25 protein-coding genes and 1 tRNA gene are annotated in these 26075 nt (G+C 72.1%); 10 read left to right on the top strand and 16 right to left on the bottom strand.

Features of this window, described 5'->3' with window-relative positions:
• The first annotated feature begins 34 nt into the window (after window positions 1-34).
• Window positions 35-955, top strand: a complete 921-nt coding sequence (locus ACFWGN_RS04510) for a RimK family alpha-L-glutamate ligase (RefSeq protein ID WP_377615881.1) — start codon at window positions 35-37, stop codon at window positions 953-955.
• 178 nt (window positions 956-1133) lie between these two features.
• Here ACFWGN_RS04510 and ACFWGN_RS04505 read toward each other — a convergent pair whose 3' ends face one another.
• Window positions 1134-1613 carry an aromatic ring-opening dioxygenase LigA gene (locus ACFWGN_RS04505; RefSeq protein ID WP_377615880.1) on the bottom strand — a complete coding sequence of 160 codons (480 nt, stop codon included), beginning with the start codon at window positions 1611-1613 and terminating at the stop codon, window positions 1134-1136.
• A 308-nt stretch (window positions 1614-1921) separates the two neighbouring features.
• Between ACFWGN_RS04505 and ACFWGN_RS04500 the strand changes: the two genes are divergently transcribed.
• Window positions 1922-2311 carry a nuclear transport factor 2 family protein gene (locus tag ACFWGN_RS04500; RefSeq protein WP_377615879.1) on the top strand — a complete coding sequence of 130 codons (390 nt, stop codon included), beginning with the start codon at window positions 1922-1924 and terminating at the stop codon, window positions 2309-2311.
• A 49-nt stretch (window positions 2312-2360) separates the two neighbouring features.
• On the opposite strand, the gene ACFWGN_RS04495 is transcribed toward ACFWGN_RS04500, so the two are convergent.
• The 5 genes from ACFWGN_RS04495 to ACFWGN_RS04475 form a co-directional block, all read right to left on the bottom strand.
• Window positions 2361-3635, bottom strand: a complete 1275-nt coding sequence (locus tag ACFWGN_RS04495; protein ID WP_377615878.1) for a class I SAM-dependent methyltransferase — start codon at window positions 3633-3635, stop codon at window positions 2361-2363.
• On the bottom strand, window positions 3632-5038 hold the full coding sequence (locus tag ACFWGN_RS04490) for an FAD-binding oxidoreductase (RefSeq protein ID WP_377615877.1): 1407 nt from the start codon (window positions 5036-5038) through the stop codon (window positions 3632-3634). Before ACFWGN_RS04490 ends, ACFWGN_RS04495 begins: the two co-directional genes overlap by 4 nt.
• Window positions 5039-5167: 129 nt before the next feature.
• Window positions 5168-5243, bottom strand: a tRNA-His gene (locus ACFWGN_RS04485).
• Window positions 5244-5312: 69 nt separating this feature from the next.
• The gene (gene orn, locus ACFWGN_RS04480; RefSeq protein WP_377615876.1) at window positions 5313-5999 is read right to left on the bottom strand and encodes an oligoribonuclease; all 687 of its coding nucleotides are present in this window, start codon (window positions 5997-5999) and stop codon (window positions 5313-5315) included.
• A gap of 174 nt (window positions 6000-6173) precedes the next feature.
• Window positions 6174-6323: a hypothetical protein gene (locus ACFWGN_RS04475; protein WP_157257454.1), complete on the bottom strand. Its 150-nt coding sequence runs from the start codon at window positions 6321-6323 to the stop codon at window positions 6174-6176.
• Window positions 6324-6474: 151 nt separating this feature from the next.
• Between ACFWGN_RS04475 and ACFWGN_RS04470 the strand changes: the two genes are divergently transcribed.
• The 6 genes from ACFWGN_RS04470 to ACFWGN_RS04445 all read left to right on the top strand — a co-directional run bounded on the left by ACFWGN_RS04470 (window position 6475) and on the right by ACFWGN_RS04445 (window position 12395).
• A complete protein-coding gene (locus tag ACFWGN_RS04470) occupies window positions 6475-7242 on the top strand; it encodes a phosphatase PAP2 family protein (protein ID WP_377615875.1) in 768 nt (255 codons plus the stop codon).
• 175 nt (window positions 7243-7417) lie between these two features.
• Window positions 7418-8338, top strand: coding sequence for a hypothetical protein (locus ACFWGN_RS04465; RefSeq protein WP_377615874.1), 921 nt, complete (start codon window positions 7418-7420; stop codon window positions 8336-8338).
• Complete coding sequence (locus ACFWGN_RS04460) at window positions 8335-9615, top strand: hypothetical protein (RefSeq protein WP_377615873.1); 1281 nt, start codon at window positions 8335-8337, stop codon at window positions 9613-9615. The genes ACFWGN_RS04465 and ACFWGN_RS04460 overlap by 4 nt, the downstream gene beginning before the upstream one ends.
• A 14-nt stretch (window positions 9616-9629) precedes the next feature.
• Complete coding sequence (locus ACFWGN_RS04455) at window positions 9630-10298, top strand: ABC transporter ATP-binding protein (RefSeq protein ID WP_377615872.1); 669 nt, start codon at window positions 9630-9632, stop codon at window positions 10296-10298.
• 109 nt (window positions 10299-10407) lie between these two features.
• The gene (locus ACFWGN_RS04450) at window positions 10408-11142 is read left to right on the top strand and encodes an ArsR/SmtB family transcription factor (RefSeq protein WP_377615871.1); all 735 of its coding nucleotides are present in this window, start codon (window positions 10408-10410) and stop codon (window positions 11140-11142) included.
• Window positions 11139-12395 (top strand): MFS transporter, encoded by a 1257-nt coding sequence (locus ACFWGN_RS04445; RefSeq protein ID WP_377615870.1) that lies wholly within the window; start codon window positions 11139-11141, stop codon window positions 12393-12395. Before ACFWGN_RS04450 ends, ACFWGN_RS04445 begins: the two co-directional genes overlap by 4 nt.
• 49 nt (window positions 12396-12444) lie before the next feature.
• Here the strand turns inward: ACFWGN_RS04445 and ACFWGN_RS04440 are convergent, their stop codons facing one another.
• Entirely contained in the window at window positions 12445-13554 is a 1110-nt protein-coding gene (locus ACFWGN_RS04440; RefSeq protein WP_377615869.1) for a WxL protein peptidoglycan domain-containing protein, read from the bottom strand.
• Window positions 13555-13559: 5 nt separating this feature from the next.
• Window positions 13560-15854: a choice-of-anchor I family protein gene (locus tag ACFWGN_RS04435; protein ID WP_377615867.1), complete on the bottom strand. Its 2295-nt coding sequence runs from the start codon at window positions 15852-15854 to the stop codon at window positions 13560-13562.
• 304 nt (window positions 15855-16158) lie between these two features.
• On the opposite strand from ACFWGN_RS04435, the gene ACFWGN_RS04430 reads away from it, so the two are divergent.
• Window positions 16159-16704 (top strand): hypothetical protein, encoded by a 546-nt coding sequence (locus ACFWGN_RS04430; RefSeq protein ID WP_377615866.1) that lies wholly within the window; start codon window positions 16159-16161, stop codon window positions 16702-16704.
• A 70-nt stretch (window positions 16705-16774) separates the two neighbouring features.
• Window positions 16775-17710 carry a phosphotransferase gene (locus ACFWGN_RS04425; RefSeq protein ID WP_377615865.1) on the top strand — a complete coding sequence of 312 codons (936 nt, stop codon included), beginning with the start codon at window positions 16775-16777 and terminating at the stop codon, window positions 17708-17710.
• Between the two features lie 17 nt (window positions 17711-17727).
• On the opposite strand, the gene ACFWGN_RS04420 is transcribed toward ACFWGN_RS04425, so the two are convergent.
• From ACFWGN_RS04420 to ACFWGN_RS04385, 8 genes are all read right to left on the bottom strand, one after another.
• The gene (locus tag ACFWGN_RS04420) at window positions 17728-18342 is read right to left on the bottom strand and encodes an energy-coupling factor transporter transmembrane component T family protein (RefSeq protein ID WP_377615864.1); all 615 of its coding nucleotides are present in this window, start codon (window positions 18340-18342) and stop codon (window positions 17728-17730) included.
• On the bottom strand, window positions 18339-19031 hold the full coding sequence (locus ACFWGN_RS04415) for an energy-coupling factor ABC transporter ATP-binding protein (RefSeq protein ID WP_377616078.1): 693 nt from the start codon (window positions 19029-19031) through the stop codon (window positions 18339-18341). The genes ACFWGN_RS04420 and ACFWGN_RS04415 overlap by 4 nt, the downstream gene beginning before the upstream one ends.
• A 65-nt stretch (window positions 19032-19096) precedes the next feature.
• Complete coding sequence (locus tag ACFWGN_RS04410; protein WP_377615863.1) at window positions 19097-20161, bottom strand: thiolase family protein; 1065 nt, start codon at window positions 20159-20161, stop codon at window positions 19097-19099.
• Window positions 20158-21591 carry an AMP-binding protein gene (locus ACFWGN_RS04405; RefSeq protein WP_377615861.1) on the bottom strand — a complete coding sequence of 478 codons (1434 nt, stop codon included), beginning with the start codon at window positions 21589-21591 and terminating at the stop codon, window positions 20158-20160. The genes ACFWGN_RS04410 and ACFWGN_RS04405 overlap by 4 nt, the downstream gene beginning before the upstream one ends.
• Before the next feature lie 18 nt (window positions 21592-21609).
• Window positions 21610-22353 (bottom strand): biotin transporter BioY, encoded by a 744-nt coding sequence (locus tag ACFWGN_RS04400; RefSeq protein WP_377615860.1) that lies wholly within the window; start codon window positions 22351-22353, stop codon window positions 21610-21612.
• A 194-nt stretch (window positions 22354-22547) separates the two neighbouring features.
• Complete coding sequence (locus ACFWGN_RS04395; protein WP_377615859.1) at window positions 22548-23069, bottom strand: hypothetical protein; 522 nt, start codon at window positions 23067-23069, stop codon at window positions 22548-22550.
• A 189-nt stretch (window positions 23070-23258) separates the two neighbouring features.
• On the bottom strand, window positions 23259-25028 hold the full coding sequence (locus ACFWGN_RS04390) for an oleate hydratase (protein ID WP_377615858.1): 1770 nt from the start codon (window positions 25026-25028) through the stop codon (window positions 23259-23261).
• Between the two features lie 80 nt (window positions 25029-25108).
• Window positions 25109-25822 carry a TetR/AcrR family transcriptional regulator gene (locus ACFWGN_RS04385; protein ID WP_377615857.1) on the bottom strand — a complete coding sequence of 238 codons (714 nt, stop codon included), beginning with the start codon at window positions 25820-25822 and terminating at the stop codon, window positions 25109-25111.
• Window positions 25823-26075: the final 253 nt, after the last annotated feature.

Genomic DNA, 26075 nt, shown 5'->3' with positions numbered 1-26075 from the left:
GTTCAGCGCGCCCAGGGCGTCTAGGCTCTTGTGCGTGACCACCACCTCGCGCATCGCCGTCGCCACCTGCTCCGTCCTGCCGCACCTCGACCCCGACGACGCACCGCTCGTCGGGGCCCTCGCCGCGCGGGGGATCGAGGCAGTGCCCTCGGTGTGGGACGACGAGACGGTCGACTGGACCTCGTTCGACGCGGTCGTCGTGCGCTCCGCCTGGGACTACGCGCCGCGCCGCGACGAGTTCGTCGAGTGGGCCGAGCGCGCCGGGCGGGTGCTGAACCCCGCAGCGGTCATCAGCTGGAACACCGACAAGCGCTACCTGCGCGAGCTCGAGGAGCAGGGCGTCCCGGTCATCCCGACGCTCTGGCTCGACCCGAGCCAGAACCTGTCGTCGCGCGCCATCCACACGCGCCTGCCCGCGCAGGGCGACTTCGTCATCAAGCCCGTCGTGAGCGCTGGGGCCAAGGACACCGGGCGCTACCAGTCGGGCGAGGCCCACTCGCGCGGCCTCGCCATCCAGCACGCCAAGAACCTGCTCGTCTCGGGCCGCCAGGTCATGGTGCAGCCCTACGTCCGCAGCGTCGACACGGCCGGCGAGACCGGCCTGGTCTTCATCGACGGCGAGTTCTCGCACGCGGTGCGCAAGAACGCGCTCCTCACCGGGCCGCACCGCCCCACCCAGGGCCTGTACAAGCAGGAGGAGATGACCCGCTTCGAGGCGAGCCCCGAGCAGCTCGCGGTCGCGCAGCAGGCGCTCGAGGTCGCCGCGAAGGCCGTCCCGGGGCAGGAGCCCAACCTCTACGCGCGCGTCGACCTGGTGGGCGGGGACGACGGCGCACCCATGGTCATCGAGGTCGAGCTCACGGAGCCCTCGCTCTTCTTCTCGCTCGGCAAGGGGGCGCTCGACCGGTTCGCCGACGCTGTCGCGCAGCGCCTGGTGGCGGCGCCCACGGCCTGACGCTCTCCGTCCCCGACGGCCTGTGTCCGGCTCGGCGGGCACACGCGCCACCGACCGGGCCCGGACGTGATGAAGGGCCGACGAGCTGGTGCTCGTCGGCCCTTCACCATGCCGGGAGAATCTGCCGGGTGATCTGCCGTGCGGGTCGTGCGGGTCGTGCGGTGGAGCCGGTCCGAGATCAGACCTTGGCGACCTCAGGGGTGGGCGTCGAGGGACCGGCGGCCAGGGCGGGAGCTGCTCCGATGCGGCGCAGTGCGTAGCCGAGGAGGCCGAACAGGACACCGAGGCCCATGACCAGTGCGCTGACGCCGTAGGAGACGACCGAGGTGAAGAGCGAGGCGCGGAGGAACGAGCCGTTCATGACGGTCGCACGGGCCGGGTCTTCCTTGTCGAGCTCGGCGTAGGTCTTGCCCTCCGAGGCGGCGAGCGCGTGCTTGTTGATGACCTCTGCCTGCGCGTAGGCGGTGAACGGGCCGCGGACCTGCGAGCCACCGAACATCGAGGCGTCCTCGGAGACGGTGATCTTCTCGGCGGCGAGCTGCGAGGAGATGGTGGCCCAGGTGGCTGCGCCGGCGAGCAGCAGCACGAGGCCTGCGATCATCGTGACGAGGCCGATGAGACGGACGGAGCGGGCGGGACCAGCGGTGCTGGTGCTCATGGTGTGACTCCCAGAGGAAGAGGTCGGACGACCTGCGGTGAAGGAACGGAAAGGGCCGATCTTCGTTGCGAACCCGGGGCTGGGAGCGCTTCGATGTGTCGACCCTAACCTGCTTGTGAATGCCTTCACAAGCGCGAGAATGTGGCCTCTGTCACGCGGAGATGACAGATTGTCAACGAGGGGAGGCGTGATCCGACAGGCCTCGCCGGGGCGTAGTGCCGAAGGGTTCGCAGCCGGGGGACCAAGGTCCTGACGGCCCTCTTCACGGGCCGTCCCGGTCCCACCAGGAACCGACGGGAGAGCGACGGATGAGCGACAAGGAGCGCGACCTGACGAGTGAGCTCGAGGCGGTCGAGGCCGCCTGGGGACGGGCGATCGTCGACAACGACGCCGATGCGATCGGCCGCTTCATGACCGACGACTGGCAGATCGTCGGCGAGGACGGCATCACGTCCCGCGAGACCTTCCTGGACCTCGTCCGCTCAGGGGATCTCACGCACGAGACGATGAGCAAGATCACGGGCAGCGTGCGCGACCTGGGGGACGTCGCGGTCCTCACCGGGCGCGGCGCCAACACCGGGCACTACCGCGGCCAGGCGTTCTGCTCCGACGAGTGGGTCACCGACGTGTTCGTCCGAGGATCCGACGGCTGGCGGTGCGTGCGCACGCACCTCACGACCGCGCGCGACGAGCCCTGACTCCTCACCCGCCGCACGCGACCGCCCAGGGCGAGCGACGCCGTCGGGCCTACGGGGTCCAGTCCGGGCGCAGCGGGAAGTCTGCCGCCCCACCAGGCGCCGGACGCACCGCGAGGACCTGGTGCAGCTGGATCTCGTTGCGCTCGAACGCGAGCCGAGAACCTGCCATGTACACGCCCCACACGCGGGCCGTGCCGATCCCGACGTCGGCCACGCACTCGTCCCAGTGCCGCGTGAGGTTCGCACCCCACTCGCGCAGCGTCATCGCGTAGTGCTCGCGCAGGTTCTCCGCGTGGCGCACCTCGAGGCCCACGTCCTGCATGGTCGAGATGATCCGGCCCGACCCCGTGAGCTCCCCGTCCGGGAAGACGTACCTGTCGATGAAGCCGCCCGCACGGGGGCGGGCGGTGTTGGTCGGGCGCGTGATCGAGTGGTTGAGCAGGCGCCCGCCGTCCCGCAGGCGACCCTGGAGGAACGTGAAGTACGCGCGGTAGTTGGCTACCCCGATGTGCTCGGTGAGCCCGATCGAGCTCACCGCGTCGAACCCGCCCTCCGTGACGTCCCGGTAGTCGGCGAAACGGACCTCGGCGAGGTCCGCGAGTCCCTCGCGCTCGATCCGGTCCTGCGCCCACTCCGCCTGCTGGCGCGACAACGTGACCCCGAGGGCCCGGACGCCCGAGCGCGCCGCGTGCCGGACCATGCCGCCCCAGCCGCAGCCCACGTCGAGCAGGCGCATCCCCGGTCGCAGGCCCAGCTTGCCCGCGACGAGTGCGTACTTGTGCTCCTGCGCCTCCTCGAGCGTCGACTGCGGCGTCGGGAAGCACGCGCACGTGTACGTCATGGACGGCCCCAGGACGTGGCCGTAGAACGCGTTCGAGACGTCGTAGTGGTGGCTGATCGCGTCGGCGTCGCGCCGGCGCGAGTGACGCAGGCCTTCGGTGAGCCGACGCAGCCGCGACAGGTGCTCCTCGGGCGGGGGATCGGGCGGTCGCAGGACCCCCAGCCCCAGGCCCCGGGCGATCCGCGCGGCCTCCGCTGCGCTCGGTCGGCGCAGCCGCAGCCCGTCCGCGGCGGCCTTGAGCAGGGGGTACGGGTCACCTTCCGGCACCCCGTCGACCTGGAGGTCGCCCGCGACGTACGCCCGACCCAGACCCAGCCCGCCCGGGGCCGTCGCGACGTAGCGCAGGCCGCGCTCGTTCGCGAGGTGGACGTGGAACGCGGCATCGGCGGGCCCGGCGCTCGACCCGTCGTACGCGGTGAACCCGAACGGGAGCGGGCCGTCGGCCAGCTGGTCGAGGACGTCGGCCACTGCGATCTGCGTCATGCTCCCTGTACCGCCTTCTCGTAGAGCGTGGGCGTGCGCCCCGCGGGGTCGTAGCGGTCCTTGACCGCCGCGTAGTCGAGGCCGCCGTAGAGGGTGTCGAACGTCTCGCGGCCGTACGTCGAGGTCGAGTAGAGCGACTTGTGGCCGTGGCGGACGGCGACGGCCATCTCGATCTGGCGGTTCACGTCGCCGTCGTGCGCGCCCTCGGCGATCGGCACGCCGCCCCAGAACCCGACGTTGACGTACACCCGGTGAGGTTCGAGGGGGTACAGCGGCCAGGGTTCGGGCGACGCGAGGCGCAGCGGGCACAGCCACACCGGCGTCATGGGCACGTGGCTCGTGAACCACGCCATGAAGCTCTCGACCTGGTCGAGCGGCACCTCGACGTCCTGGACCACCCGCTCGCTGCGGGGCCGACGGCGGAGGTCGGCGAGCCGACCCGTGACGTCCAGGCGCTCGTCGAGACCCACGATCCGGCGATAGACGTCCGAACGTCGCCACCGCCGCGGCCACAGCCTGCGCACGAGCGGGTTCTGGACCCCGAACGCGCGCGAGCACCAGAACCAGTCGGTGTCCCATCGCCACAGGTAGTCCTGCGTGCGCAGGACGTCGAGCGGCTTCTCGCGCAGCGACAGGTAGTAGATCTCCTGGCCCGTGTAGTCGCTCGGGGCGGGCGCGAGCGCTCGTGCCTCGTCGCGCGACGCGAACCTGCCCAGGCACAGGTACAGCTCGCCCGGGTCGAACAGCACGCCGTCGCAGAAGTCGACCTGCTCGCCGTCCCACGACCCGTCCGCCGCGATCTTGCCGATCGCGGCCGCGACCTCGGCGACCGAACCGAAGCGCACGTTGCGGACCGCGACGAACGGCTCGGTCCGGTCCAGGCGCAGCCGCACTCGTGTCGCATATCCGAGCGTGCCGTACGAGTTGGGGAACGCGCGGAAGAGGTCGGCATGGGCGCCCGTGGGTGCAGCCGTGACGACCTCGCCCGCGGGCGTCAGGACGTCGAGCTCGAGGACCGCCTCGTGGGGCAGACCGTTGCGCAGCGAGCTCGACTCGATGCCCAGCCCCGCCAGCGCGCCACCGACCGTGATCGTGCGCAGCTGCGGGACGACCGTCGGCACGAGGCCGTGCGGGAGGGCGGCCGCGACCAGGTCCTCGTAGGTGCACATGCCCTGGACGTCCGCGGTGCCGGCCGCGGGGTCGATCGAGACGACACCCGTCAGGCCGGACGCGTCCAGGCCCGGCCCGTCCGACGGGCGTCTGGGACGGAAGAGGTTGGTGGTCCGCTTGGCCAGGCGCAACGGGTGGCCGGACTCGACGGCGGCGGCGGAGCGGACCAGCGTGGCCACGGCTTCGGCGTGCTGGTGCTCACCACGGACGGCAACGCTCGCGGGGGCTGACACCTCACCCACTGTAGGTCGGGCTGGCGCGGTCGCCACCGGTGAGCGGAATCACACCCTGGTACCGCGGTCCGAGGGGGCTGACCGGAACGAGAAGAGGCCCCTCGCGCGAACGCGAGGAGCCTCTCTCCGTGGGGTGAGTAACGGGACTTGAACCCGCGACCCCCTGGACCACAACCAGGTGCTCTACCAGCTGAGCTATACCCACCACGGCCTGCATGAGCTCCGAAGAACTCTTTAGCAGCCGTCGAAAAGTGTACCTGGTTTCTGAGGGGTCTCAGGACAGGGGTGCGGCGTCGGCCTCGGTCCCGGTCTCGGCGGCCGTCTCCGGCGTCCCGATCGACCTGGCGACCGAGGTCGCCGCGATGCGCTCGGCGATCGCCTTCGCGGTCTTGGAGTCGGTGCCGGGCTGCGGCAGGAACAGCGCCTCGCGGTAGTAGCGCAGCTCGTCGATGCTGTCGAGGATGTCGCCCAGCGCACGGTGGCCACCCGTCTTGGCGGGGGACGCGAAGTACACGCGTGGGTACCAGCGGCGCGCGAGCTCCTTGATCGAGGAGACGTCGACGATCCGGTAGTGCAGGTGGCCGACCAGCTCCGGCATGTCGCGCTCGAGGAACGTCTTGTCGGTGCCGACCGAGTTCCCCGCGAGCGGGGCCTTGCCCGGCTCGGGGACCCAGGTGCGGATGTACTCGAGCACGCGGGCCTGCGCGTCGGCCATGGTGGTGCCGCCCGGCAGCTCTTCGAGGAGCCCCGACGTGGTGTGCATCTCGCGGACGAAGTCGCCCATCTGCTCGAGCGCCTCGGCGGGAGGGGCGATGAGGACGTCGATCCCGTCGCCCAGGACGTTCAGCTCGGAGTCGGTGACGACGGCGGCGACCTCGATGAGCGCGTCGGCGCCCAGATCGAGACCGGTCATCTCGCAGTCGATCCACACGATGCGGTCATTGGTGTTCACAGGGCTCACGCCCACAGCCTAGGCCGTGGGTCGGGGCGGGCACGCCCGCGGCGCTCCGGTGACGCTTCCTGGAGGCTCGTGGCGGGCCGGCAGCGCGAAGGCCCTGACTCCTGTGACGAGGAGGTCAGGGCCTTCGGTGGTGGGTGCCCGGCCGGCGGGAGATCGCCGAACGGTCGGGCGCCGTCATGCGGTGCGACGCGGCAGGCGGGCCTGCCGGGTGCGCGCCGGGATGCGGGTCGTCGTCCGTCGCAGGCTGCTGCGGCGCAGCGTCTGCTCCTGGAGCTGTTCGCGCCGACCGAGGTCGGCGACGTCGTGCATGAGCTGGGGATGCATGGTGGTTCGTCTTTCGTGACGTCGGATTCGTGGACCTGGCCGGGTCCTCCACCGCCCGGTACTGACCGGACGGACGCCACCGCGGTGATAGGTGCAACACAACCATCTCCTCGCCGGGCGGTGCACGCCTTTTTCTCCTTAGGCTCTCGGGATGGGAGCAGACGGTGGGCCGAGTGACGCACGGGGCGACGTGAGCGCGGGGGAGGGGACGTCGTCGGGCACGGTGGGCGTGTGGCGCGCGCGGCTCGTCGCCGCGCTGCCCGGCCTGGTCCTGGTCATGATCGGCGTGCTGGGTTTCCTGGTCGTCTACGACTCCGTGCGCGAGCGCGACGACCTCTGGTTCACCGACGACGCCGTGCTGGCGTGGATGGTCGCGCACCGGACCGCCGCCGCGACGGCGGTCCTGACGGTCGTCACGAACATGTTCGGCCCCGTGGTCCTGCCGATCCTGGTCGGGGTGGGGTGCTTGTGGTGGGGGCTCGCGACCCGGCGCTGGTGGGAACCGGGCCTGCTGGCCGGGGCCATGATCACCTCGACGATCGTCTCGACGCTGCTCAAGGCGCTCGTGGCCAGGCCGCGGCCCGACGACGCCGCCATGGTCGTCCCGGGCGTCGAGCGCAGCTTCTCGTTCCCGTCGGGGCACACGATCGGTGCCGCGACGCTCGTGCTGGTCGGCGGCTACCTCGTGTGGCGGCAGTGGCAGGAGGGGCGGCAGCGCCGGCTCGTGCTCGTGGTCTGGGTCGCCGTGAGCGTGGTGGTGATCGCGGTCGTCGGGGGCAGCCGCTTGTACCTGGGCTACCACTTCGTGACCGACGTGCTCGCGGGGGCGAGCCTCGCGGTCGCGGTCCTCGGGGGCGTGGTGGTGATCGACAGGCTGCACGAGATCAAGCGCTTGTCGGCGGCGAACGGGCGTGACTGACCGGGTGCACGTTTGCAACCCTTATGGCCTGATTTTCGGAAATAGGCTACTCTGTGCGTATTCACAGCGGCGGGTTGTGGAGCTCGGCACGGCAAAGACCTACTACGGCAAGTGACAGGCCGGCCGGGAGGTTCTCACGACCCTCCCGGCCCGGTGCCTGCCACGAAGGTCGACCATGACAGTGAAGAGTCGCGCGATCTGCGCTCTCCTGCTTCTCCTGTTCTCGGCGCTCGCCGCGACTCTTGCGATCTACGACTCCCGCCAGCGGGCCATCCAGCTAGAGGGGAACTCGCTCTACTCCGCCGACGCAGTCCTGGTCGACGCGACCGCGGCACAGGCGCTCGCGGTATCGCCGGACGGTGACCTGAGAGTCTTCACTGAACTGACGTCCGGCGGCACCGTGCGTGCCGTCGCTGCAAGCTCATCAGCCCGACTGAACTTTCCTGTTCATGCTGGCCGAACCTTCCGGAGCGGAGAGCGAGGAGTGGCGCTCGTCGGATCCAGGGTCGTGGTCTCTGAGGGGGCGACCGGTGAGTTCGTCCGACTCGGAGAGCGATCCTATGAAGTCGTCGGCCGGCTCGGGCTGCGTGAGAACAGCCTGCTGGCCAATGACATCCTCGTGCTCGATCCGGATCTGTTCGACTCGGGCGAACCGCAGCCGCTCGTGCTGGACGGCCCAGATGCTGGTACGCGGTATGCAGGGCTGCACGGTGCGGCGTCGGTCGAGCACTTCTCGACAGCCACCAGCCGCCGGACGAACATCGACGTGGTCTCCCCGTTGATCCTCGTGCTCGGCGCGGTGCTCGTCGCGTTGGGCTGGGTGTTCGTAGGTGTCTTCCTGAGCTTTGCGACCCGTCGGCGGAACCTGGTCCTGCACCTTCTGGGTGCTCCTCGTTCGCTCACGCGGCTGAGGCTGCTGGCGGAGGTGACCGCGATCGGGATCGTGACCGCTGCTGTCGTCGCGGTGGTGTCGACGCTCCTGTCGAGAACTGCCGTCCCGCTCGACGTTCTCGGTGCGGGACTCCTGGCGCAGAGTGCCGTGGTTGCCGGTGTGTTCTTGCTCGGTACCGCACGCCAAAGGGGTGCGGGCGAGTGAGCGAGGTGCTGATCGACCTGCGAAGAAACGTCGTACCGATCTCGGTGAAGGTCGTCGTGCTGGCGCTGTTCTTCCTCATCGTCGCGACCGTCGCGAGCTTTGCGACGTCCGTCTCCTCGGCGATCAGCTCGGCGTTCTCCGAGGAGACGGAAGTCGACCTCTTCGGTGTGGTGGACACCTTGACCGACCCGGACGCCTTCTATGCCTTCCGCCAGTCAGCACGGTCGATCCAGCAGCTCGGTGCGTTCTACGACGGGCTCAACACGTCCGACGACCTGGCCTTGCTCTCCGCCTTTGACCAGCAGATCCCGGTGCAGGACTTCCGGGGTGGGGACGAGTTCGACCCAGGTTACGGGAACGAGCTTTCGCTCACGGACGAGTACGTCGATGCCGCCTCGGGGTCGGTGGTCGAGGACGTCCGAGCGATGCAGATGAACCGTCAGGCCCTGGAGTTCTACGACATCGAGGTAGCCAGCGGCACGTCCATCGACTGGGGCACCGTCGACTATCCGGGCGGAAAGGTGCCGGTGCTCCTCGGCAGTTCCTATGAGGGCGTCTACCAGGTCGGAGAGAGGTTGAGCGGTTCGCTCTACCTCCGCCCGATGGAGTTCGAGGTGGTCGGAATCCTCAGGCAGGGGTCTGCGATGTTCTACAAGGGAGAGATGAACACGTACCTGGACTCGGCCATGATCGTGCCGTACCCGGAGTCTCTCACCGAGATCGGTTCGCTGGACCAGGAGTTTCTCGGGATCCTCTCGTTCGCGATGATCAACGCTGACATCGCGTCTGACGGGGGCACGGGCTTCGACGGGGTCGCCGACGAGCTGAGGCAGATCTCGATGAGGACGGGGTTCGAGGACTACTCGCTCATCGGCGTTCCGACGTACCTCGTCCAGTTCGGTCTGATGAGACAGCTCATCGTGGACAACCGCGGGTTGCTCGTCGTCGTGCTGGCGTTGCTCGCCGGGGGTGTGGCCTGCGCGGGGACGTTCGTCTCGCTGCACCTGCGCGCTCGGCGGCGTCCTGCCGCCAGTGTGCTGTGGACGCTGGGGTGGAGCTTCCCACGTATCGTTCGCCTGCAGCGCAGGCTCTGGATGGTCGAGTACGTGGCAGTGGGGGCGCTGTTCGCCCTCGGGTTGCCCCTGCTTCCAGGGGTGGGCCCGGGAGCTCTCCTGGCGACTCTCGCGCTCATGGTCGTCTGGTTCGTCGTGGACGGGCTCGTCCAGCACCGCCTCCTCGTCGGAGCGGTCTTCGCAGTTCCAGGAGGTCGGTCATGATCAGGCTCGAGGGTATGACCAAGGTCTTGCGGGACAGGAACGGTGCGCAACGCGTCCTCTTCGACGGGCTCGACCTGGCGTTCCGTGACGACGTCCGGTCGGTGGCCGTGCTGGGCCGCTCGGGCTCGGGGAAGAGCACACTCCTCCGGATCCTCGCGGGACTCGATCTCCGGTATGACGGGACCTATGTCGCCGACGGCAGGCAGGTCAGCAGGCAGCCGAGCGCGGCGGCCCGATTCCGTCGCGAGAAGGTCGGGATCGTGACTCAGCACTACGATCTGCTCGAGGACCGGAACGTCCTGCGCAACGTCCTTCTCGGCGTGGAGGTGCGTGGCGTCCCGGGCCGCCGGGTCGACCGGAAGGCATCAGTGGCCCGTGCGCGCGAGTGTCTCGAATTGGTGGGCCTCGGCGGATTCGAGCGTTCACGAGTCAACACTCTCTCCGGGGGCGAGGCGCAACGGGTCGCCATCGCTCGGGCGATCGCGAAGGCCCCGGAGATCATCCTCGCCGACGAGCCGACCGGCGCCCTCGACGAGGGTACCGAGGAGGACATTCTCCAGCTCTTCGCCCGCCTGCAGCGCGACGGGCGGCACATGGTCGTCGCGACGCACAGCGAGACTGTCGCTCAACACTGCGATGTGCGGCTGCTGCTCACCGGGGGGCGTCTGGTCCCTGTCGAGTGACGTCACCGGACGTCGTCCGTAGCGGACCTGGGAGGAGTGCCCGGAGCGCGCTCCTCCTTATCCTAAAGAACTCTTGCGCAAGACTTCTTTAGAGTCGTAGGGTGGCCGCATGCCACAGAGCACCCCGCCCGACGACGTCGCGCACCCGCCCGCACAGTTCCCGGCCCCGGCGCAGCGCGACGAGGACATCACGACGTCCGACCCGGAGCGGATCCGGGCCCTGGCCCACCCGCTGCGCCTCGCGATCCTCGACCTGCTCGACGACGAGGGGCAGGCCACGGCCACGCGCTGCGCCGAGGTCACGGGCGAGTCGGTCGCGAGCTGCTCGTTCCACCTGCGCATGCTCGCCAAGTACGGGTTCGTCGAGCCCGCCGAGCGGGTGGGGCGCGAGAAGCCGTGGAAGCCCGTGGGCACCGGGCGCACGAGCCGCTACGACCCCGAGCAGCCCGAGTCGCTGCGGGCCGCGGGCGAGCTCGCGCGGATCGTGGTCGACCAGGAGGCGGACCGGGTCAGGCACTGGATCGACAGCGCGACCCGCCAGCCCCACGAGTGGCTCCTCGCCTCGGTCATGACCAAGAGCTCGTTCTGGGCGACGCCCGAGGAGCTGACCGAGCTCTCGCGCGAGCTGCAGGCGATCACCGACCGCTTCGCAGGACGCTGGACGCGTCCCGAGCTGCGCCCCGAGGGGTCGCGGCCCGCGCGGTTCTTCGGCGTCGTCAACGCGGACCCGTTCGACCCCGACGCGCCGGCGGACGCCGGGGGCCTTGCGTCCCGGGCCCTGGACGCGCCCGCCGACGGCCCGGTCACGGTCGAGCTGCCGACCGGCGGGGAGCCCCGCGCATGAGCGCGACCACCGACGAGGCGACCCTCGTCAAGCAGGCGCTGCGCACCCGGCCCTTCCGGTTCCTCACGGTCGCCTGGGGCTTCACCAACTTCGCGGACTCTGTCCTCGCGATCATCTTCGCGGTGTGGGTCAAGGACCTCACGGGCTCGAACGGCACCGCGGGTCTGGTCTTCGCGGCCCTGGGCCTCCCGGCGCTCGTCTCGCCGCTGCTCGGCCAGGTCGCCGACCGCGTCTCGCGCCGCCGCATGATGATCGTCGCCTACCTCGTCGGCGCGGTCTCGCTGCTCTCGTTGTTCGCCGTGCGCGGTCCCGGCCAGGTGTGGCTGATCTTCGTGGTCACGGTCCTGTACTCGGGGATCGGCTTCGCGACGGCCGCGGCCCAGTCGGGACTCATCCGCGACCTCCTGCCCGACGAGGCTCTGGGCGCCGCCAACGGCCGGCTCACGACGATCGACCAGACGTTCCGCCTGGTCATGCCCGTCATCGGCGCAGGGGTGTACGTCGCGGTCGGGCCCCTGCCGCTCGTGGTCTCGGCCGTGGTCGCGTTCGTGGTCGCGGCGTTCTTCGTGTCGCGGATCGTGCTCGTGGAGACCCCGCCGACGCCCCAGGACGAGCGTGAGCCGTTCCTCGCCGAGGTCACTGCGGGGTTCCGGCACCTGTTCCGCACCGCGCCGCTCGGCGTCCTGACGGTCGCGCTCGCGGTCGGGTTCGGCGCCGTGGGCGTGCTCAACGCGGTGAGCTTCGCGGTCATCGAGAGCGGCCTGGGGCTGGGGCCGGAGATGCTCGGACCCATCTCGAGCGTCCAGGGTGTCACGGCGATCGTCGCGGGGCTCACGGCCGCGCGCATGATCAAGCGGATCGGCTCGCAGCGTCTGGTCGCGCTCGCGCTCGGGATCGTGACGCTCGGCATCCTGCCGGCGCTGGGCACCAACCTCGTCGCGATCGTCGCCGGGATGGGAGCGATCGGCCTGGGGGTCACGTGGGCGATCGTCGGGTTCGTGACCGAGCGCCAGCTCAAGACGCCGCCCACGCTCCAGGGGCGCACCTCGGCCGCGACGAACATGCTGCTCAACGTGCCGCAGCTCGTCATGACCGTGGTCGCGGCGGCCGTCGTCGGGGCCGTCGACTACCGCCTCCTGGTCGGGCTGACCGCCGCAGGTCTCGCGGTCTCGATGCTGCTCTCGCTCAAGGGCTCGCGCGCGTCGGCGGCCGAGGAGGCGGCGCTGGACATCTGCGGCCCGTCGGGAGCATGACCCGGCCGCGCCACGTCCGACGTGTCGCGGCCGAGCCCAGCGCCCGCGGTCAGGCGGCCGCGAGCGCGTCCCGGACTGCGGCCTCGAAGCGCACGCGTGCCCGACGGCGCAGCGTCCGCCACGCGAGCACCGCGCCCACGAGCAGAGTCGCCACCGCGAGCGCCGACCACGGCACCGCCCACAGGTGCGCCTCGCCCGTGGCGGGGTCGAGGGCGTGGGAGGCTGCGTCGTCGGGCAGGGTCGTGGTCGCCGTCGTGGCGACCACGGGTGCGAGCGCGACCGACGCCGCCAGGCGCCCGAGCGGGGCGACCCCGGTCGCGGTGCCCGTGAGGGTGATCGCGTCGCCCGGCAGGAGCTCGGGCAGGTCGCCCAGCGGGACCGAGACGGCTCCGATGCCCACGGGGCCCGCGACCGTGGCTGCGAGCGGTCCCGTGAGGCGGACGTTGCCCGTGTTGGTCACGGTGAACGTGAGGTGCGCGTCGCCCGTCCCGGCCGGGTTCCACGACCCGGTGTAGTCGGCGTCGACGTCCGTGATGGTCGCCGACGGGGCGAGGTCGCCCGCTACCCGGACCAGGACGCGCGTGCCGAGGCGCCGGTCGACCGCGACGCCGCCCTCGCCGGCGTCCGTCACGAGCGAGGTCACGATCGCGGCCGTGTGGTCGCCCGGTGTGGCGTCGGCCGGGACCGTGAGGGTGAAGGGGACCGTCACGCGCTCACCGGGGGCGACCACGACCTGAGCGACGTCGGTCGAGATCCAGGACCCCAGGTCCTCGGACGGTGTGCCTGCCGGCAGGACGTCGAGCGCTCCCGTGGGCGAGGTGAAGGCGTCGGCGGCGTAGACCGCGAGGTCGAGCAGGACGTCGCCGTGGTTGGTCACGACGAGCTGGTCGGTGAGCGTCGCCCCGGGTTCCAGGGCGAAGTCGAAGGTCGGGGCCGAGGCCGGGGCCACGCCCCAGGTCACCGGCTGAGCGTCGGGCCGGTTCGTGGTCTCGTCGACGGCCGACCGTGCCGCGGCCGACGACGGAGCGGCGACGCCCTGCCGGAGGCCCGCTCCGGCCGGGGCTGCGGACAGCAGCGCTGCCACCGCCCCGACCAGGAGCGCCGTCGCGACGCGGGACCGGGTGGACCGGCTGCCACCGTGCACGTGGCGACGGGTCATGTCGGTCAGCCGATCGCGGTGAGGGTCAGCGTGGCCGTGTAGGTACCGGCGGCCGCGTCGACCGGGAGGCGCAGGTCGAGGTCGGCGCCGAGGACCGCGCTGCCCAGCTCGTGCCCCGCCGCTGCGGACCCGAGCAGGGCGGAGTCGGCCAGGCCGTTCCCGCTCACCAGGCCCGACGCGACCGGGGCGCCCGCGAGCGTCCCGCCGCCGGCCGTGACCAGGGCGGGCGTCCAGCCGAGGTGCTTGCCGGGGAGGGTGCGCGCCCCGGCGGTCGTGGTGAAGTCCCCGACCTGCGCCGAGACGGACCACGCGGGGGCGGTCGCTCGGGTGTCCGTCACCGTCACGGCGCCCAGGCGTCCGGCCGCGGAGAGGTGGTCGCCCGCGAGGCGTGCCGTGCCGAGGTCGACCACGCGCGTGCCGCCGTCGACCGTCCAGACGAACTCGCCCGGCTCGACGGGAGCGGCCGGGATGGTGACCGTCAGGTCGATCTGGCCGTCGCCGGGCTCGGCCCCCGGGACGACGACGTCGTAGAACGTCGTGGTGCCCGAGACCTCGTTCCCGACCGCGAGGAGCGGCGAGCCCGTGGGCGAGTCGCTCGCCGGGACGAACGTGAGGCCCTCAGGTCCCAGGTCGCCGGCCTCGGCGAGCTTCTCGGGCGTCGCCTCGGCACTCACCGAGAAGTTGCGGTTGTTGACGTAGGAGACGTAGGTCGCGTGCGCGGGGTCCGTGACGTCGAAGACCGCGATCCCGCCCACGCGCTCGAAGCCGATGAACGCGTAGGTGCGTCCGCCGACCTCACCCAGCGTGAGCCCCTCGGGCTCGGGGCCCTTGTCGTCGCTGCGCCCGTCGAACCCGGACTCGGTGTGGTTCGAGTTGAAGAAGTCGGGGTTGACCGAGGCGACCAGCTGCTCGAACGCGTCGCCCGAGTCGAAGACCTGTCGTCCGTCGGTCGACCAGATCGAGAACGACCGCGACCCGTAGGAGTACAGCTCCTCGTAGCACGAGCCGTCGGCGCGCAGGCCGCTCGCGGTGCTGATGTTGAGGCGGCCCAGGTTGGCGTCGGCCGTGAGCTCGGCGAGCGTCGCGGGGTTGCCCGGCGCGCCGACGAACGACGAGAACGCGTCGGCGCACAGGCCGGGCACGCCCTTCTTGCCGAGGTCCTTGACGCGCGCGACCTCGGACCAGCCCTTCCAGTCGCGCGAGTCGCCCTCGTTCGCGGTCACGAGGTAGGTCGCGCCGCCCGCCTGGTACGAGGCGATCGTGTCGGGCTGGTAGAGGCCCTTGACGGGCCAGGAGCGGATGTTGATCTTCCCGTCCTTGTCGGACGCGTCGAGGCCCTTGCCGGCTGCCAGGTGGTCCTGGGTCCCGAGCGGCAGCAGGTCGGTCACGGTCGCGCTCGCGACGTCGACGACCGCGAGCGCGTTCGCCTCCTGCACGCTCGCGTAGGCGACCGTGCCGGTCGCGTCCCACGCGATGTACTCGGGCTCGAGGTTCTCCGAGACGGGGCGCTCGGGGACGCCCGTGCCTGCGGCCTGCCGACCGCCGAAGACCCGGACGCCCGCGGGCAGCGTCTTGGTGCCGCCCGCCTCGAACGCGTGGAACGTCGCGGTGCGGACGTCGTTCTGGGCGGCGCTCGCGAGGCCCGCAGGCGCCGTGACGATCGAGATCGATCCCTCGGGGTCGACGCTGTAGTCGTCTGCCGGCTCACCCTCGTTGGCGACCGCGATGCGCGTGCCGTCGGGCGAGAACGTGACCATGTCGGGCAGCGCGCCCACGCGCACGGCGCCGAGGACCGCTGCTGCGGGCGCGGTGCCCGGGGTGGTCACGGGGGCGGCGGCGTCGAAGAAGACGACCCAGCCCTCGTCGGTCTTGGTGCTGGACTCGACCGCGGCGACGGCGAGACCGTCGGGACGGATCGCGACGGAGTTCACGACGGCGTCGGCCGCCACGACCGAGCCGTCCGCGGAGGGCGTGCCGCCGACCGCGAGCTCGAACAGGCGGGTCGGGGCCGTGGGGTCCTGGGCGTCGAGGACGTCGACCTTCCCGGACTGGGCGTTGACGACGAACAGGCGCTTCGAGGCCGCGTGGAACGCGACGATCTCCGCTGCGGACTCGTCGAGCTGGCCCGTGGAGTACGTGCCGAGCGGCGAGAGGGTGACGGCAGGGGGGACGGACGGGTCGGGGGCGGCGACGGCGGTGCCGACGACCCCGAACGTCCCGGCGGCGACGGCGACCGTGAGGCCGGCGGCCACGATCCCGGCCGCCTTCCCGTGCCGGCGGGACTGGTGAACCACGCGCATTCCGTGCTCCTCGTTCCGATGGCCCCGCAGGGTGCAGGGCAGACGCTCGGAACCTAGGCGCGGCGGGTGTCCGGTCGGTGAACGGTGCCCGACGCGGTGGGGGCCGACGGGTGACCAGTGGGGCGGACGGGACGAACCGGGCGCCGCGCCGCCTAGGGGATGACCCTGGGACACCTGCCCCCGGCCTGCACCGAGGGGTGGAGCCGGTCGGCAGGAGAGTCCGGCGAGCGGTGCAACCACGAGCCCGCAGGACCCGACCAGGACCCGACGCGGTGCCCCGGGACGCGTCCGTAGCGTCGGTGCCATGACCACGAACACCACGTCCCCGTCCATGTCCCGCCGCCCCCGCACGCTCCTCGTCGTCGCCCTCGGAGGCCTCGCGGCCCTCACGCTCAGCGCGTGCGGCTCGATCGCCGAGGGGCTCGAGGAACGCGACGCCGGCCACACCAAGACCTTCGCGTTCGAGACCGGCAAGGAGGGCAAGGACGAGAAGGTCGTCCCGACCTGGGTGCCCGACGACGCCGCGAAGGTCCGGGGGATCTTCCGCACCACGGGCGACGAGCGCCTGGTGACGTTCCAGGGGTCGCTCGACGGCCTGCCTGCCGACTGCACGGCCGTCTCGGCCGACGACCCGCTGGTCGCCAGGCCCGAGCGCGGCGACCTGGTGGCCGACGACTACCGCACCGACTCCACCCTGCTCGCGAGCTGGTGGCCGGAGGGCCAGGAGGCCAGGAGCACCGTGATATGCGGCAAGTGGTGGATCTCGGCGGAGGGCGAGGACGTCTACGCGTTCACGCCCGAGATGACGAGGGTCGAGATCGAGAAGCAGCCGACGCCCGCGGGCACGTAGGCGGCGCGCTCCGCAGACTCGCGGGCGCGCGCTGTCCGTGCACGCCGCGCCCGCGCACTAGTCTCGCCGGGTGGACTCGACGCGGCGCACGACCTGGCAGGAGCTCGCACCGCAGGTGCGCACGGACGTCGAGAAGATCCTGGGCGGGCCGGTGGTCTTCGCCGCGAGCCAGGTCCAGGGCTACTCGCCGGGCAGCGCCGACCGCGTGCGCACCGCGTCGGGGGCCCGTGCGTTCGTCAAAGCCGTGAGCCGTTCGCGCAACCCCGACGCGTACGACGTCCACCGCCGTGAGCTCGAGGTGCTGCGCCGCCTGCCCGACGCGGCCCCCGCGCCCCGGCTCCTGGGCGCGCACGAGAGCGAGGAGTGGGTCGCGCTCGTCGTCGAGGACATCGAGGGCCGCCACCCCGACCTGCCGCCCGAGCGCCGCGAGCTCATCGCGGTGCTCGGCGCACTCCTCGAGCTCCCCGTGGTCCGGGACGCGTCCGGCGTCTCACCGTTCGCCGACGCGCGGACCGAGCTCGCCCCCACGTTCGAGGGCTGGTCCCGGCTGCGCGCCGACGGTCACCTGGTGGGTCTTCCTGCCTGGGCGGTCGAGCACCTCGACGAGCTCGAGGCGCTCGCGGCGACGGCCGCGCAGGCCGCGCACGGAGACCGCCTCGTCCACCTCGACCTCCGCTTCGACAACGTGCTGGTCGACCAGTCCTCGCGCGTGTGGGTCGTCGACTGGCCGTGGGCCGCCACGGGTGCGCGCTGGATCGACGCCCTGACCCTGCTGCTCGACGCGCGCGTCAACGACAGCACGGTCGACGTCGACGCGATCGCGTCGTCGCACCCGCTCTTCCGCGGGGCCACGCGCGAGCACGTCGACGCCTTCCTCGCGGGGCTCGCGGGCTACTTCTTCGACGCCGCCCGGCACCCCGCACCGCAGAACATGCCGACCCTGCGCGCGTTCCAGCGACGTCAGGGGTTCGTCGCGATCGACTGGTTGGCACGGCGCCGGGCCTGAGGCGGGGGACGACGACCTCAGTCGTCGAACCCGCGCGCCCTCAGGGCCTCACCCAGGGCGTCGGCCTGGCGCATCGCGCCCACGACGAGCGGCACGGCGAACGCCCTGACGTCGCGCTCGTGCCCGCGCGCCCGCTGCGCGTCGCGGACCCGTCCCGCGAGGTCCGCGATCACGGGCACGCTGCGCAGCGCGAGGGCGAGCACGAGCGCGATGCGCTCGACGTCCACGCCCACGCGCCCCAGGGGTGCGAGCCCGCGCTCGATCGCCCCGAGCAGGTCGGCGACCCGCGTGGTGCACGTGACGAGTCCCGCGAGCGCCACGAGGACCACGAGCCGCGTGCTGAGCACGGCTGCGGAGGTGAGGTCCATGAGCCACCACTGGAGCGCGAAGAGCACGGGCACGAACACGCGCAGGGGGCGCACCTGCCCCCATGCGGCGCGACCGCCGACGCCTGCGAGAGCGTAGAGGCCTGCGACCACGAGTGCCGCGAGCGCGACGCCCAGGGGGGAGCGGACCAGCAGCAGGGCGAGCGAGCAGAGCATGAGCGCGGCGAGCTTGGGTCCGGCGGGCGCGCGGTGCAGCAGCGAGCGCCCGAAGACGTAGGCCCCGGCCGCTGCGCTCGTCCCGCTCACGGCCGCTCGTCCAGGAGCCGGCGGTAGTACGCGATCGCCGGGGCGGGTTCGTCGTCGGCCACGACCTGGCCCTCGTCGACCACGAGGACGCGGTCGTAGCCCGCCATGAGGTCGAGGTCGTGCGAGACGAGCACGACCTGCTGCGGGAGCTCGGCCAGCAGCGCCGCGACGCGGCGCGTGTTGCGCAGGTCGAGCAGGGTCGTGGGTTCGTCGGCGACGACGAGTCGCGGGGCGGTCACGAGCACCGACGTGAGCGCGAGGAGCTGCTTCTGCCCGCCCGAGAGCAGGTGCGCGGGGTGGTCGGCGTGCCCGTCGAGGCCGTGGCGCGCGAGCCAGTCGGCGACGAGCCGGTCGCGCGCGGCACGGTCGTGCTCGCTGCGGCGCAGCGAGTAGGCGACGTCCTCGGCAACGGTCGGCATGACGATCTGGGCGTCGGGGTCGGAGAACACGAAGCCCACGCGCCGGCGGACCTGGGCACCTGAGCGGCGGGTGTCCAGGCCGTCGACGCGGACGGTCCCGCGCGTGGGCAGGACGAGCCCGTCGAGCAGCCGGGCCAGGGTGCTCTTGCCCGAGCCGTTGGCCCCCACGATCCCGATGCGCCGCTCGCGCAGCTCCGCGGTGATCCCGCGCAGGACGTGGCGCTCGCCCAGGCGCACGTGCACGTCCTCGAGCCCGACGACGCAGCCCACCTCGGGCGGCTCGGTCGCATGGCGCGGTGCTTCTGTCGCAGCCGCTCTCCGCACGTTCGTCCCTCTCACCGGACCACCTCGAACAGCCCGGCCACGCCCAGGCCCCCGCCCACCGCTGCGGCCGCGAGCCCGAGCGAACCCGCCGGAGCGCCCGAGCGCACGAGGCGGCTGAACAACCGCACGACGGAGACGGACCCGCTCGCCCCCCACGGGTGACCCAGCGCCAGGGCGCCGCCGTCCGCGCACAGGCGAGCGTCGTCGTCGGGCAGGGAGAACGCTCCCGTGAACGCCAGGACCTGCGCCGCGAAGGCCTCGACGAGCTCGAGCGCCGCGAGGTCGCCCGTGGTGCGGTCCGTGCAGTCCAGCAGCTCGCGCACCGCCGGGACCGGGCCCCACCCGGGCAGGCGCGGGTCACAGCCGCGCGTCAGGCCGCCCACGAGCCGCAGGCCCGGCAGGCCCAGCCGTGCCCGGACCCGCTCGGGGACGACCGCGACCACAGCGGCCCCGTCGCTGACCGGGCTCGCGTTGCCCGCTGTCCCGTCGCCGCCCGGCGTGAAGGCGGACGGGAGGCGCGCGAGCAGCGCGGGGTCGAGCCTGCGGGCGCGCTCGTCACGGGCGAGGCCATCCACCGGGACGACCTCCGCGTCGAAGCGGCCCGCCGCGTGCGCCGCGAGGGCGCGGGCGTGCGAACGGGCGGCGTAGGCATCCTGGCGCTCGCGGCCGATGCCGCGTGCGTGGGCCAGGGCGTCTGCCGCGGCCCCCATGTCGGGGTCGCCGAGCTCGGAGGGTGTGAAGGGGGCGCGGTCGTAGGGGACCGGCTGGGCCCCCGATCCGCGGGGCGGGCGGTGGGCGCGCAGCGGGGCGGTCGAGGCGCTCTCCACACCACCGGCCAGCACCAGGTCGCCGTCGCCGGCGCGGACACCCTGGGCCGCGAGCAGGACCGCGGCCAGCCCGCTGCCGCACTGCCGGTCGATCGTGAGGCCGGGCACGCGCTCGGACAGCGGGCCGGCCGGGTCGCGCAGGGCGGCGGCGAGGTCGGTCGCCGACAGGTCTGCGTGCCCGTGCCCCGCCGTGCCGATCCAGGTACGCCGCGCGGCGACGATCACGGGGGAGTCGGGGGAGGCGCTCACCGCAGCGCCTCGTACGCGGGGCCGCCGGACAGGAGAGCCTCGCTGATCGCGCCGCGCGCCGCCTTGCCCGACGGCGTTCGCGGCAGCTCGCGCACGCCGTACCACCGGCGCGGGCGCTGGGCGGCCGAGAGCGAGGCGCGGGCGACCCGTTCGAGGTGGGCGCGCAGGCCTGGGCGGTCGGCGCACTGCACCACGGCCGTCACGACCGCGCCCAGGCGCCGGTGCGGGGTGCCGACGACCACGACGTCCTCGACGCCCGGGATCGCGCGCAGGACGACCTCGACGTCCTCGGGGACCACGGTCGCGCCGCCCGTGAGGATCGCGCCGTCGCCGCGCCCGCGCAGGACCAGGGCAGCATCCGCGTCCCCGGGGGCGGGCAGCTCCGCGAGGTCGCCCACGGTCGACCACTCGCCCTCGCGGCGGAACGGGCCGGTCGCGCGGGCGAGGTACCCCTGCGCGACCCAGGGTGACCGCACCCAGACCTCGCCCAGCGTCGCACCGGGCAGCTCGCGCACCTCGACCTCGACGCCCGGGAACGGGTGCAGACCCGTGCCGTCGGTGTCGATCGCCACGAACGACAGCTCGACGGCCCCGTAGTAGGTCACGACGGCGACCCCGGCGCGCGCCGCGCGCTCGCGCACGTCCGTGGGCAGCGAGGCACCGCCGACCACGGCGGTCCGCAGACGGCTCGGGGCCCCCGCCTCGATCGCGTCGAGGATCGGTTCGAGCGCCGAAGGGACGAGGTGCACGACGTCGGAGGTCGCCAGGGCTGTCGTGATCGCAGCGTCCCCCGTGGCGAGCTGGACGCACGCCCCGGTCGCGAGCGCGTGCACGGCCGCGAAGCAGTAGAGCGAGGACGCGAGCGGGCCGGGCACCAGCACGGTGTCCTCGGGCTTGGTGCCCGTGAGGCGGGCCGCCGCCTCGAACGACCCGACCCACGAGCCGCGCGTGCGGACCACGGCGCGCGGGCGACCCGTGCTGCCCGACGAGAAGCCGGCCCACGCGAGATCCGCAGCCGAGGGCTCGAGGGGAGCGACGTCGTCGGACAGGCTGCTCGTGACCGGGCCGCTGAGCGGGGCGAGCGCGTCCGTGGCGCTGCCGCGCGGGAGCGGGACCTCGACGAAGCCCGCCGGGGCGATGGTCCGCAGGACCTCGGCGCGCTGGGCCCGCGACCACGAGTGGTCGCAGACCAGGGGAGTGGCTCCCGCGAGGTCGACCGCGAGGAGGGCCGTGAGGAGGTCGACCGGGTCGGGCAGCGAGATCGCGACGACGTCGCCCACGACCGTCCCGGTCGCCCGCAGGAACTCCCCGCCCGCCACGACGTCCGCGGCGAGGGCTCGGTAGGTGCGGGAGCGTTCCGGTGAGCGCAGCGCGCAGCGACCCCCTGCGGAGCTGCGGGCGTGCGCGATGACGGTGCGGGCGACGGGCATGAGGGGATCGTAGGTCGATCAGGCCGCGGGGCTCGCGGCGGACCGCTGCTCGGTGGAGCGTCCGGGGCTCTGGGGGCGGCGCAGCGGCGAGGCCGCAGGGTAGGCGCGGACCACGCCGACCGTGACCGAGGCCGCGATCACGGCCTTGAGGAGGTCGCCCGGGAGGTACATGAGCGACCCGGTCGCGACGGTCTGGAGCGGGAAGCCCGTGACGAGCGCCTGGAGCGGGATGCCCAGGGCGTACATGACGAGCATGCCGCCCACGACGCTCGCGACCAGGACCCGCCAGAACGTCAGGGTGCGGAAGCGCTCGACGATCAGGCCGACGACCGCAGCGCCCGCCACGAACCCGATCAGGTAGCCGACCGACGGGCCCACGAAGACCGCGGGGCCGCCGCGGCCGCCCGACAGGAGCGGGAGGCCCGCCGCGACCAGGGCCAGGAACGTGAGCATCGCGAGCGCGCCGCGCCATGCGCCGAGGAGGGCGCCGGCGAGCATGACGCCCAGGGTCTGGAGCGTGATCGGGACCGCGTTGCCGAACAGGGCCAGCGAGCCGGGCATGCCGAGGACCGCGGTCAGTGCGGCAAAGGTCGCGATGCGGGCTGCGTCGGCGGCGGTGATGCGCCAGCGGGAGGTCGCGGAGGTCTCGGAGCCCGCACTGCGGGGTACCGGCTCGTGCGACACCGGTGCGTCGGGGTGCTCGCTCGCGGGGACGTCAGCGGGCAGTTCTGCGGGCAGGTCGGTGCGCACTGCGCGGGCCACGGGGTCTCCTCGGGAAGGGCGTGAGGTGCCGGGTGGCACGTGTCCACTCTTGTCGCGGACAGGGGGCCGGTGCGTCGGCGCCACGAATCAGGGAGAGCAGCGTGCGTTGGCGGAAGTCGACAACCGGTTGGAGGAAACCTCCAACCAGATCCCTTCGTGGGGGTCCCGGCTTGAGGAATCGTCCCGGCGCGGGTCTAGGGGCGGAGGTGGCGACGCCCCGCGACCTGCTGGTCGAACAGCGCGACCGCCGCACCGACCCGCGCGCGCAGGTAGCGCTCCTCGGTCACGGCCCAACGGGGCGAGCGGTCGTCCTGCCCGACGAGCCACGGGATGCACGCCACGGTGAGCTTGTCGTGACAGGCATCCGCGACGCGCCCACGGTCTCCCCAGGGTGTCCTGGTGCTGCGCGCCGTGTCGCCTGCCAGGTTCCACGCGTTCAGAGCCGCCGCGGCATCGAGGGCTCGTCGGCGAGCCAGCCACTCGAGGACAGGAGTCAGGTCCATCCGCGTCGCCTCGTCGTGAGCCACGTCCCAGCCCTCGACGGCCGCCGCGGCGAAGCAGGCCTCGGGGCTCGTCCACGTGATGACCCTGCCGCTGCGCGTCGCGACGACGTCGCCGCCGTCGGCACCCTCACCCCACCACAGGGTCGTGGACCTGTCGTTGCGCACCACCTCGAGAACGTAGCCGGACAGAGGGCCGGCTGATGCTGTGCTCATACCGGCATCCTGCCCCCTCGACGGGGCAGGATGCGCTCGTCGATGTGCATGGTCGTCCGGACGCACCCCGTTCCCGGTAGGGACGGCCCCGGGGTGGGGTGTGTCGTTCGCGCAGTCACCACAATTGTTGCGACGACGCGAACAACGCACCCCACCCCCGGGGAGCCGGACGCGGTGCGACGACCCGCCCTACTTCTTCTCGTGCAGCAGCCCGAACTCGCTGAGCAGCTCTCCGATCTCGGTCGCGTCGATCCTGCGCAGCAGGCGGTTGCGCAGGATGCCGGGGCCGGGGATGTGCAGCTCCTCGCCGTCGCGCAGGCGTGTGGTCGCGGCGAGCAGCTTGCGCACGTCGTAGGTCGAGTTGAAGACCTCGGGCACGCCCCGCTCGATCCCGAGGAGCTGGTAGGCCGCCTCCATGCCGGTGCGCACCGAGTACTCGGTCGTGAAGATCGTGTCGCGCGTGGTCTCGGCGAACTGGCCGATGAACGCGAAGTTCACGGCCCCCTCGGGGACGACGTCGGGGCGGTCGCCTGCCCGGCGGGGCAGGAAGAACGAGGTCACGTACGGCATCATGACGGGCACCGTCATCGCACCCGTCGCCGCGAGCTCGGGGATCTCCTCGACGGGAACGCCCAGGTGGTAGAGCCACTCCTGCGTGATCTCCTCGCCCGTGCACTCCTGCATGGGCTTCTTGACGAAGTCCCCGGGGGTGTCGACGAACAGCGAGTAGACCCAGGCCACGATCTGGTCCTCGGGCTGCTGCTTGAAGTGCGGCTGCCGGTTGACCGTCCAGCTCATGAGCCAGGCCGAGTCGCGCACGGTCACGATCCCACCCGTCACGACGCCGCCGCTGAACGGGTCGCGCTTGGCGATCTTCTGGATGTACTCCGGGATGCGGGCGTCGAGCGTGGTGACGGTGGCCGACTCCCACTTGCTCTCGGGGATGTTGGTGCAGAACACCTCGGGGCGCCCGAACGACGGGTCGCGCCGGGCGATGTTCTTCCACAGGTCCCAGGCCGGGGCCGGGCCCTCGTCGAGCTTCGCGGCGGTGTGGTGGTCACCGTCGTCGGAGTTCTCGGTGAGCGAGCCGATCGTGGTGAGCACCAGGTCGTCCTCGCCCAGGTCGACGCCGCCCTCCTCGCCGTCCTTGATCCAGTGGATCCGCGTCGCGAGCTTGCGCTCGGGCGTGATGTCGAAGTCGATGTCCGTGACCTCGGTCTGGAAGTGGAACGTCACGCCCTGGTCGATGAGCCAGCGGGTGAGCGGCAGCACGAGCGACTCGTACTGGTTGTACTTGGTGAACTTCAGGGCGCTGAAGTCGGGCAGGCCGCCGACGTGGTGCACGAACCGGTGCAGGTACAGCTTCATCTCCAGGGCGCTGTGCCATTCCTCGAACGCGAACATGGTGCGCCAGTAGAGCCAGAAGTTGCTCGCGAGGAAGTCCTTGCCCAGGACCTCGTTGATCCGCTTGCCCTCCATCTCCTCGCGGGTCGCGAGGAAGAGCTTGACGAGGTCCTTCTGGGCCTTGTCGTTGAGGGTGAAGAGGCCGTCGGTGTGCGCGTCCTGCCCCTGCTTCTCGGTCACGCGCTGCAGGGAGAAGTTCGGGTCGTCCTTGTTGAGCCAGTAGAACTCGTCGAGGACCGACGCCCCGTCGATCTCGATCGACGGCACCGACCGGAAGAGGTCCCACAGACATTCCATGTGGTCCTCCATCTCGCGTCCGCCGCGCACGACGAATCCCTTCTTGGGCTCCCGGATGCCGTCGAGGGCGCCGCCCGGCAGCTTGAGGCGTTCGAGGATCGTGATCCGGCTCCCGGGAACCTGCCCGTCACGGATCATGAAGGCTGCCCCGGACAGGGACGCGAGGCCGGCGCCGACGAACCAGGCCGACTTCCTCTCCGCTCCCTCGGGCTTGCGCGGTCGCGCGAACGCCTCGTAGTTGCCGCTGCTGTAGAACATGTGCCATTCCCTTCATCGACGGATCTTCTGAAGTGGGTGCAGCACGGGCCGCGGCGGGATCTCCGCCCTCGGCCCGGACGTCAGGGGGTGGGGGCGGGGGCGACGGTCGCGAGGAACCCGCGGACGATCTGGCGCACCTGCGCGTCGAGCTCGACCGAGGCGTCTCGGCTCGCGTGCGCGCCGGTCGAGGCCTGGGCGAGCAGCAGGTGGAGCACCGCGAAGACGCTGCGGGCCGCCCGGGAGGCGTCCTGCCCGACGGCGTCGGGCACCTCCACCGCTGGGCCGGGACCGGTGCCCGGCGCACCGGGGGCGGGGCTCGCTGCCGCGACCAGCCGCTCGGCGATCCGCGCCTCGAGGCCTTCGACGAGGGCCAGTCCCTCGATCCGGTACTTCTCCTCGGGGGAGCCGAACAACAGCTCGCGCTGGTAGGCCGCCGCGTTCTGCGCGTGCTTCGAGCTCTCGACGAGGATCGGTGCGACGAGCGCGACCACGGCGTCGGCCGGATCGTCGATCCCGGCCGACGCTCTCTCGCCGGCCGCGACAGCCTCGCGGAGGTGCTCGTTGTAGACCATGAGCAGCAGCTCGCCCTTGGATGCCGCGTACCGGAACAGGGTCCCGACGGCGACGTCGGCACGCTTGGAGATCTCCTGGGTCACGACGTGCTGGAAGTCGCGCTGGTCGAACAGCGTCGAGGCCGCCTCGAAGATGCGCTTCTCCTTCTCGCGCATCGCACGCTGGCGGCGCCCGGTCGGGGGAGTCGTGCGGAGCTCGTTCGCTGCTGCCGTGGCGATCACGACACCACCTCCTGGTGAGTGTGCTCATTTTTGAGCGTACTCCGCGAGGAGGGGCGTGCAACCGGGGAACGAGCCGTCACCGTACGCATCAGGACGGGGCAATCTCCTGACAGTCAGCGGCTCGACCGGTGTCCGGGGACAGGTGTGTTGTTGGGGGGGGGCCCCCCCCCAAGGTGGGGGGGGGGGGGGAACACCACCCCCACAACGGGGGGGGGGTTATAAAAAAAAAAATCCACCCCCACCAGAAAAGGGC

Origin of the sequence: Oerskovia sp. NPDC060338 (genome assembly GCF_042726295.1) — a bacterium.
GTDB lineage: Bacteria > Actinomycetota > Actinomycetes > Actinomycetales > Cellulomonadaceae > Oerskovia > Oerskovia merdavium.
The sequence above is the reverse complement of the archived record's forward strand: the minus strand, read 5'-3'. Positions and strand labels throughout refer to the sequence as shown.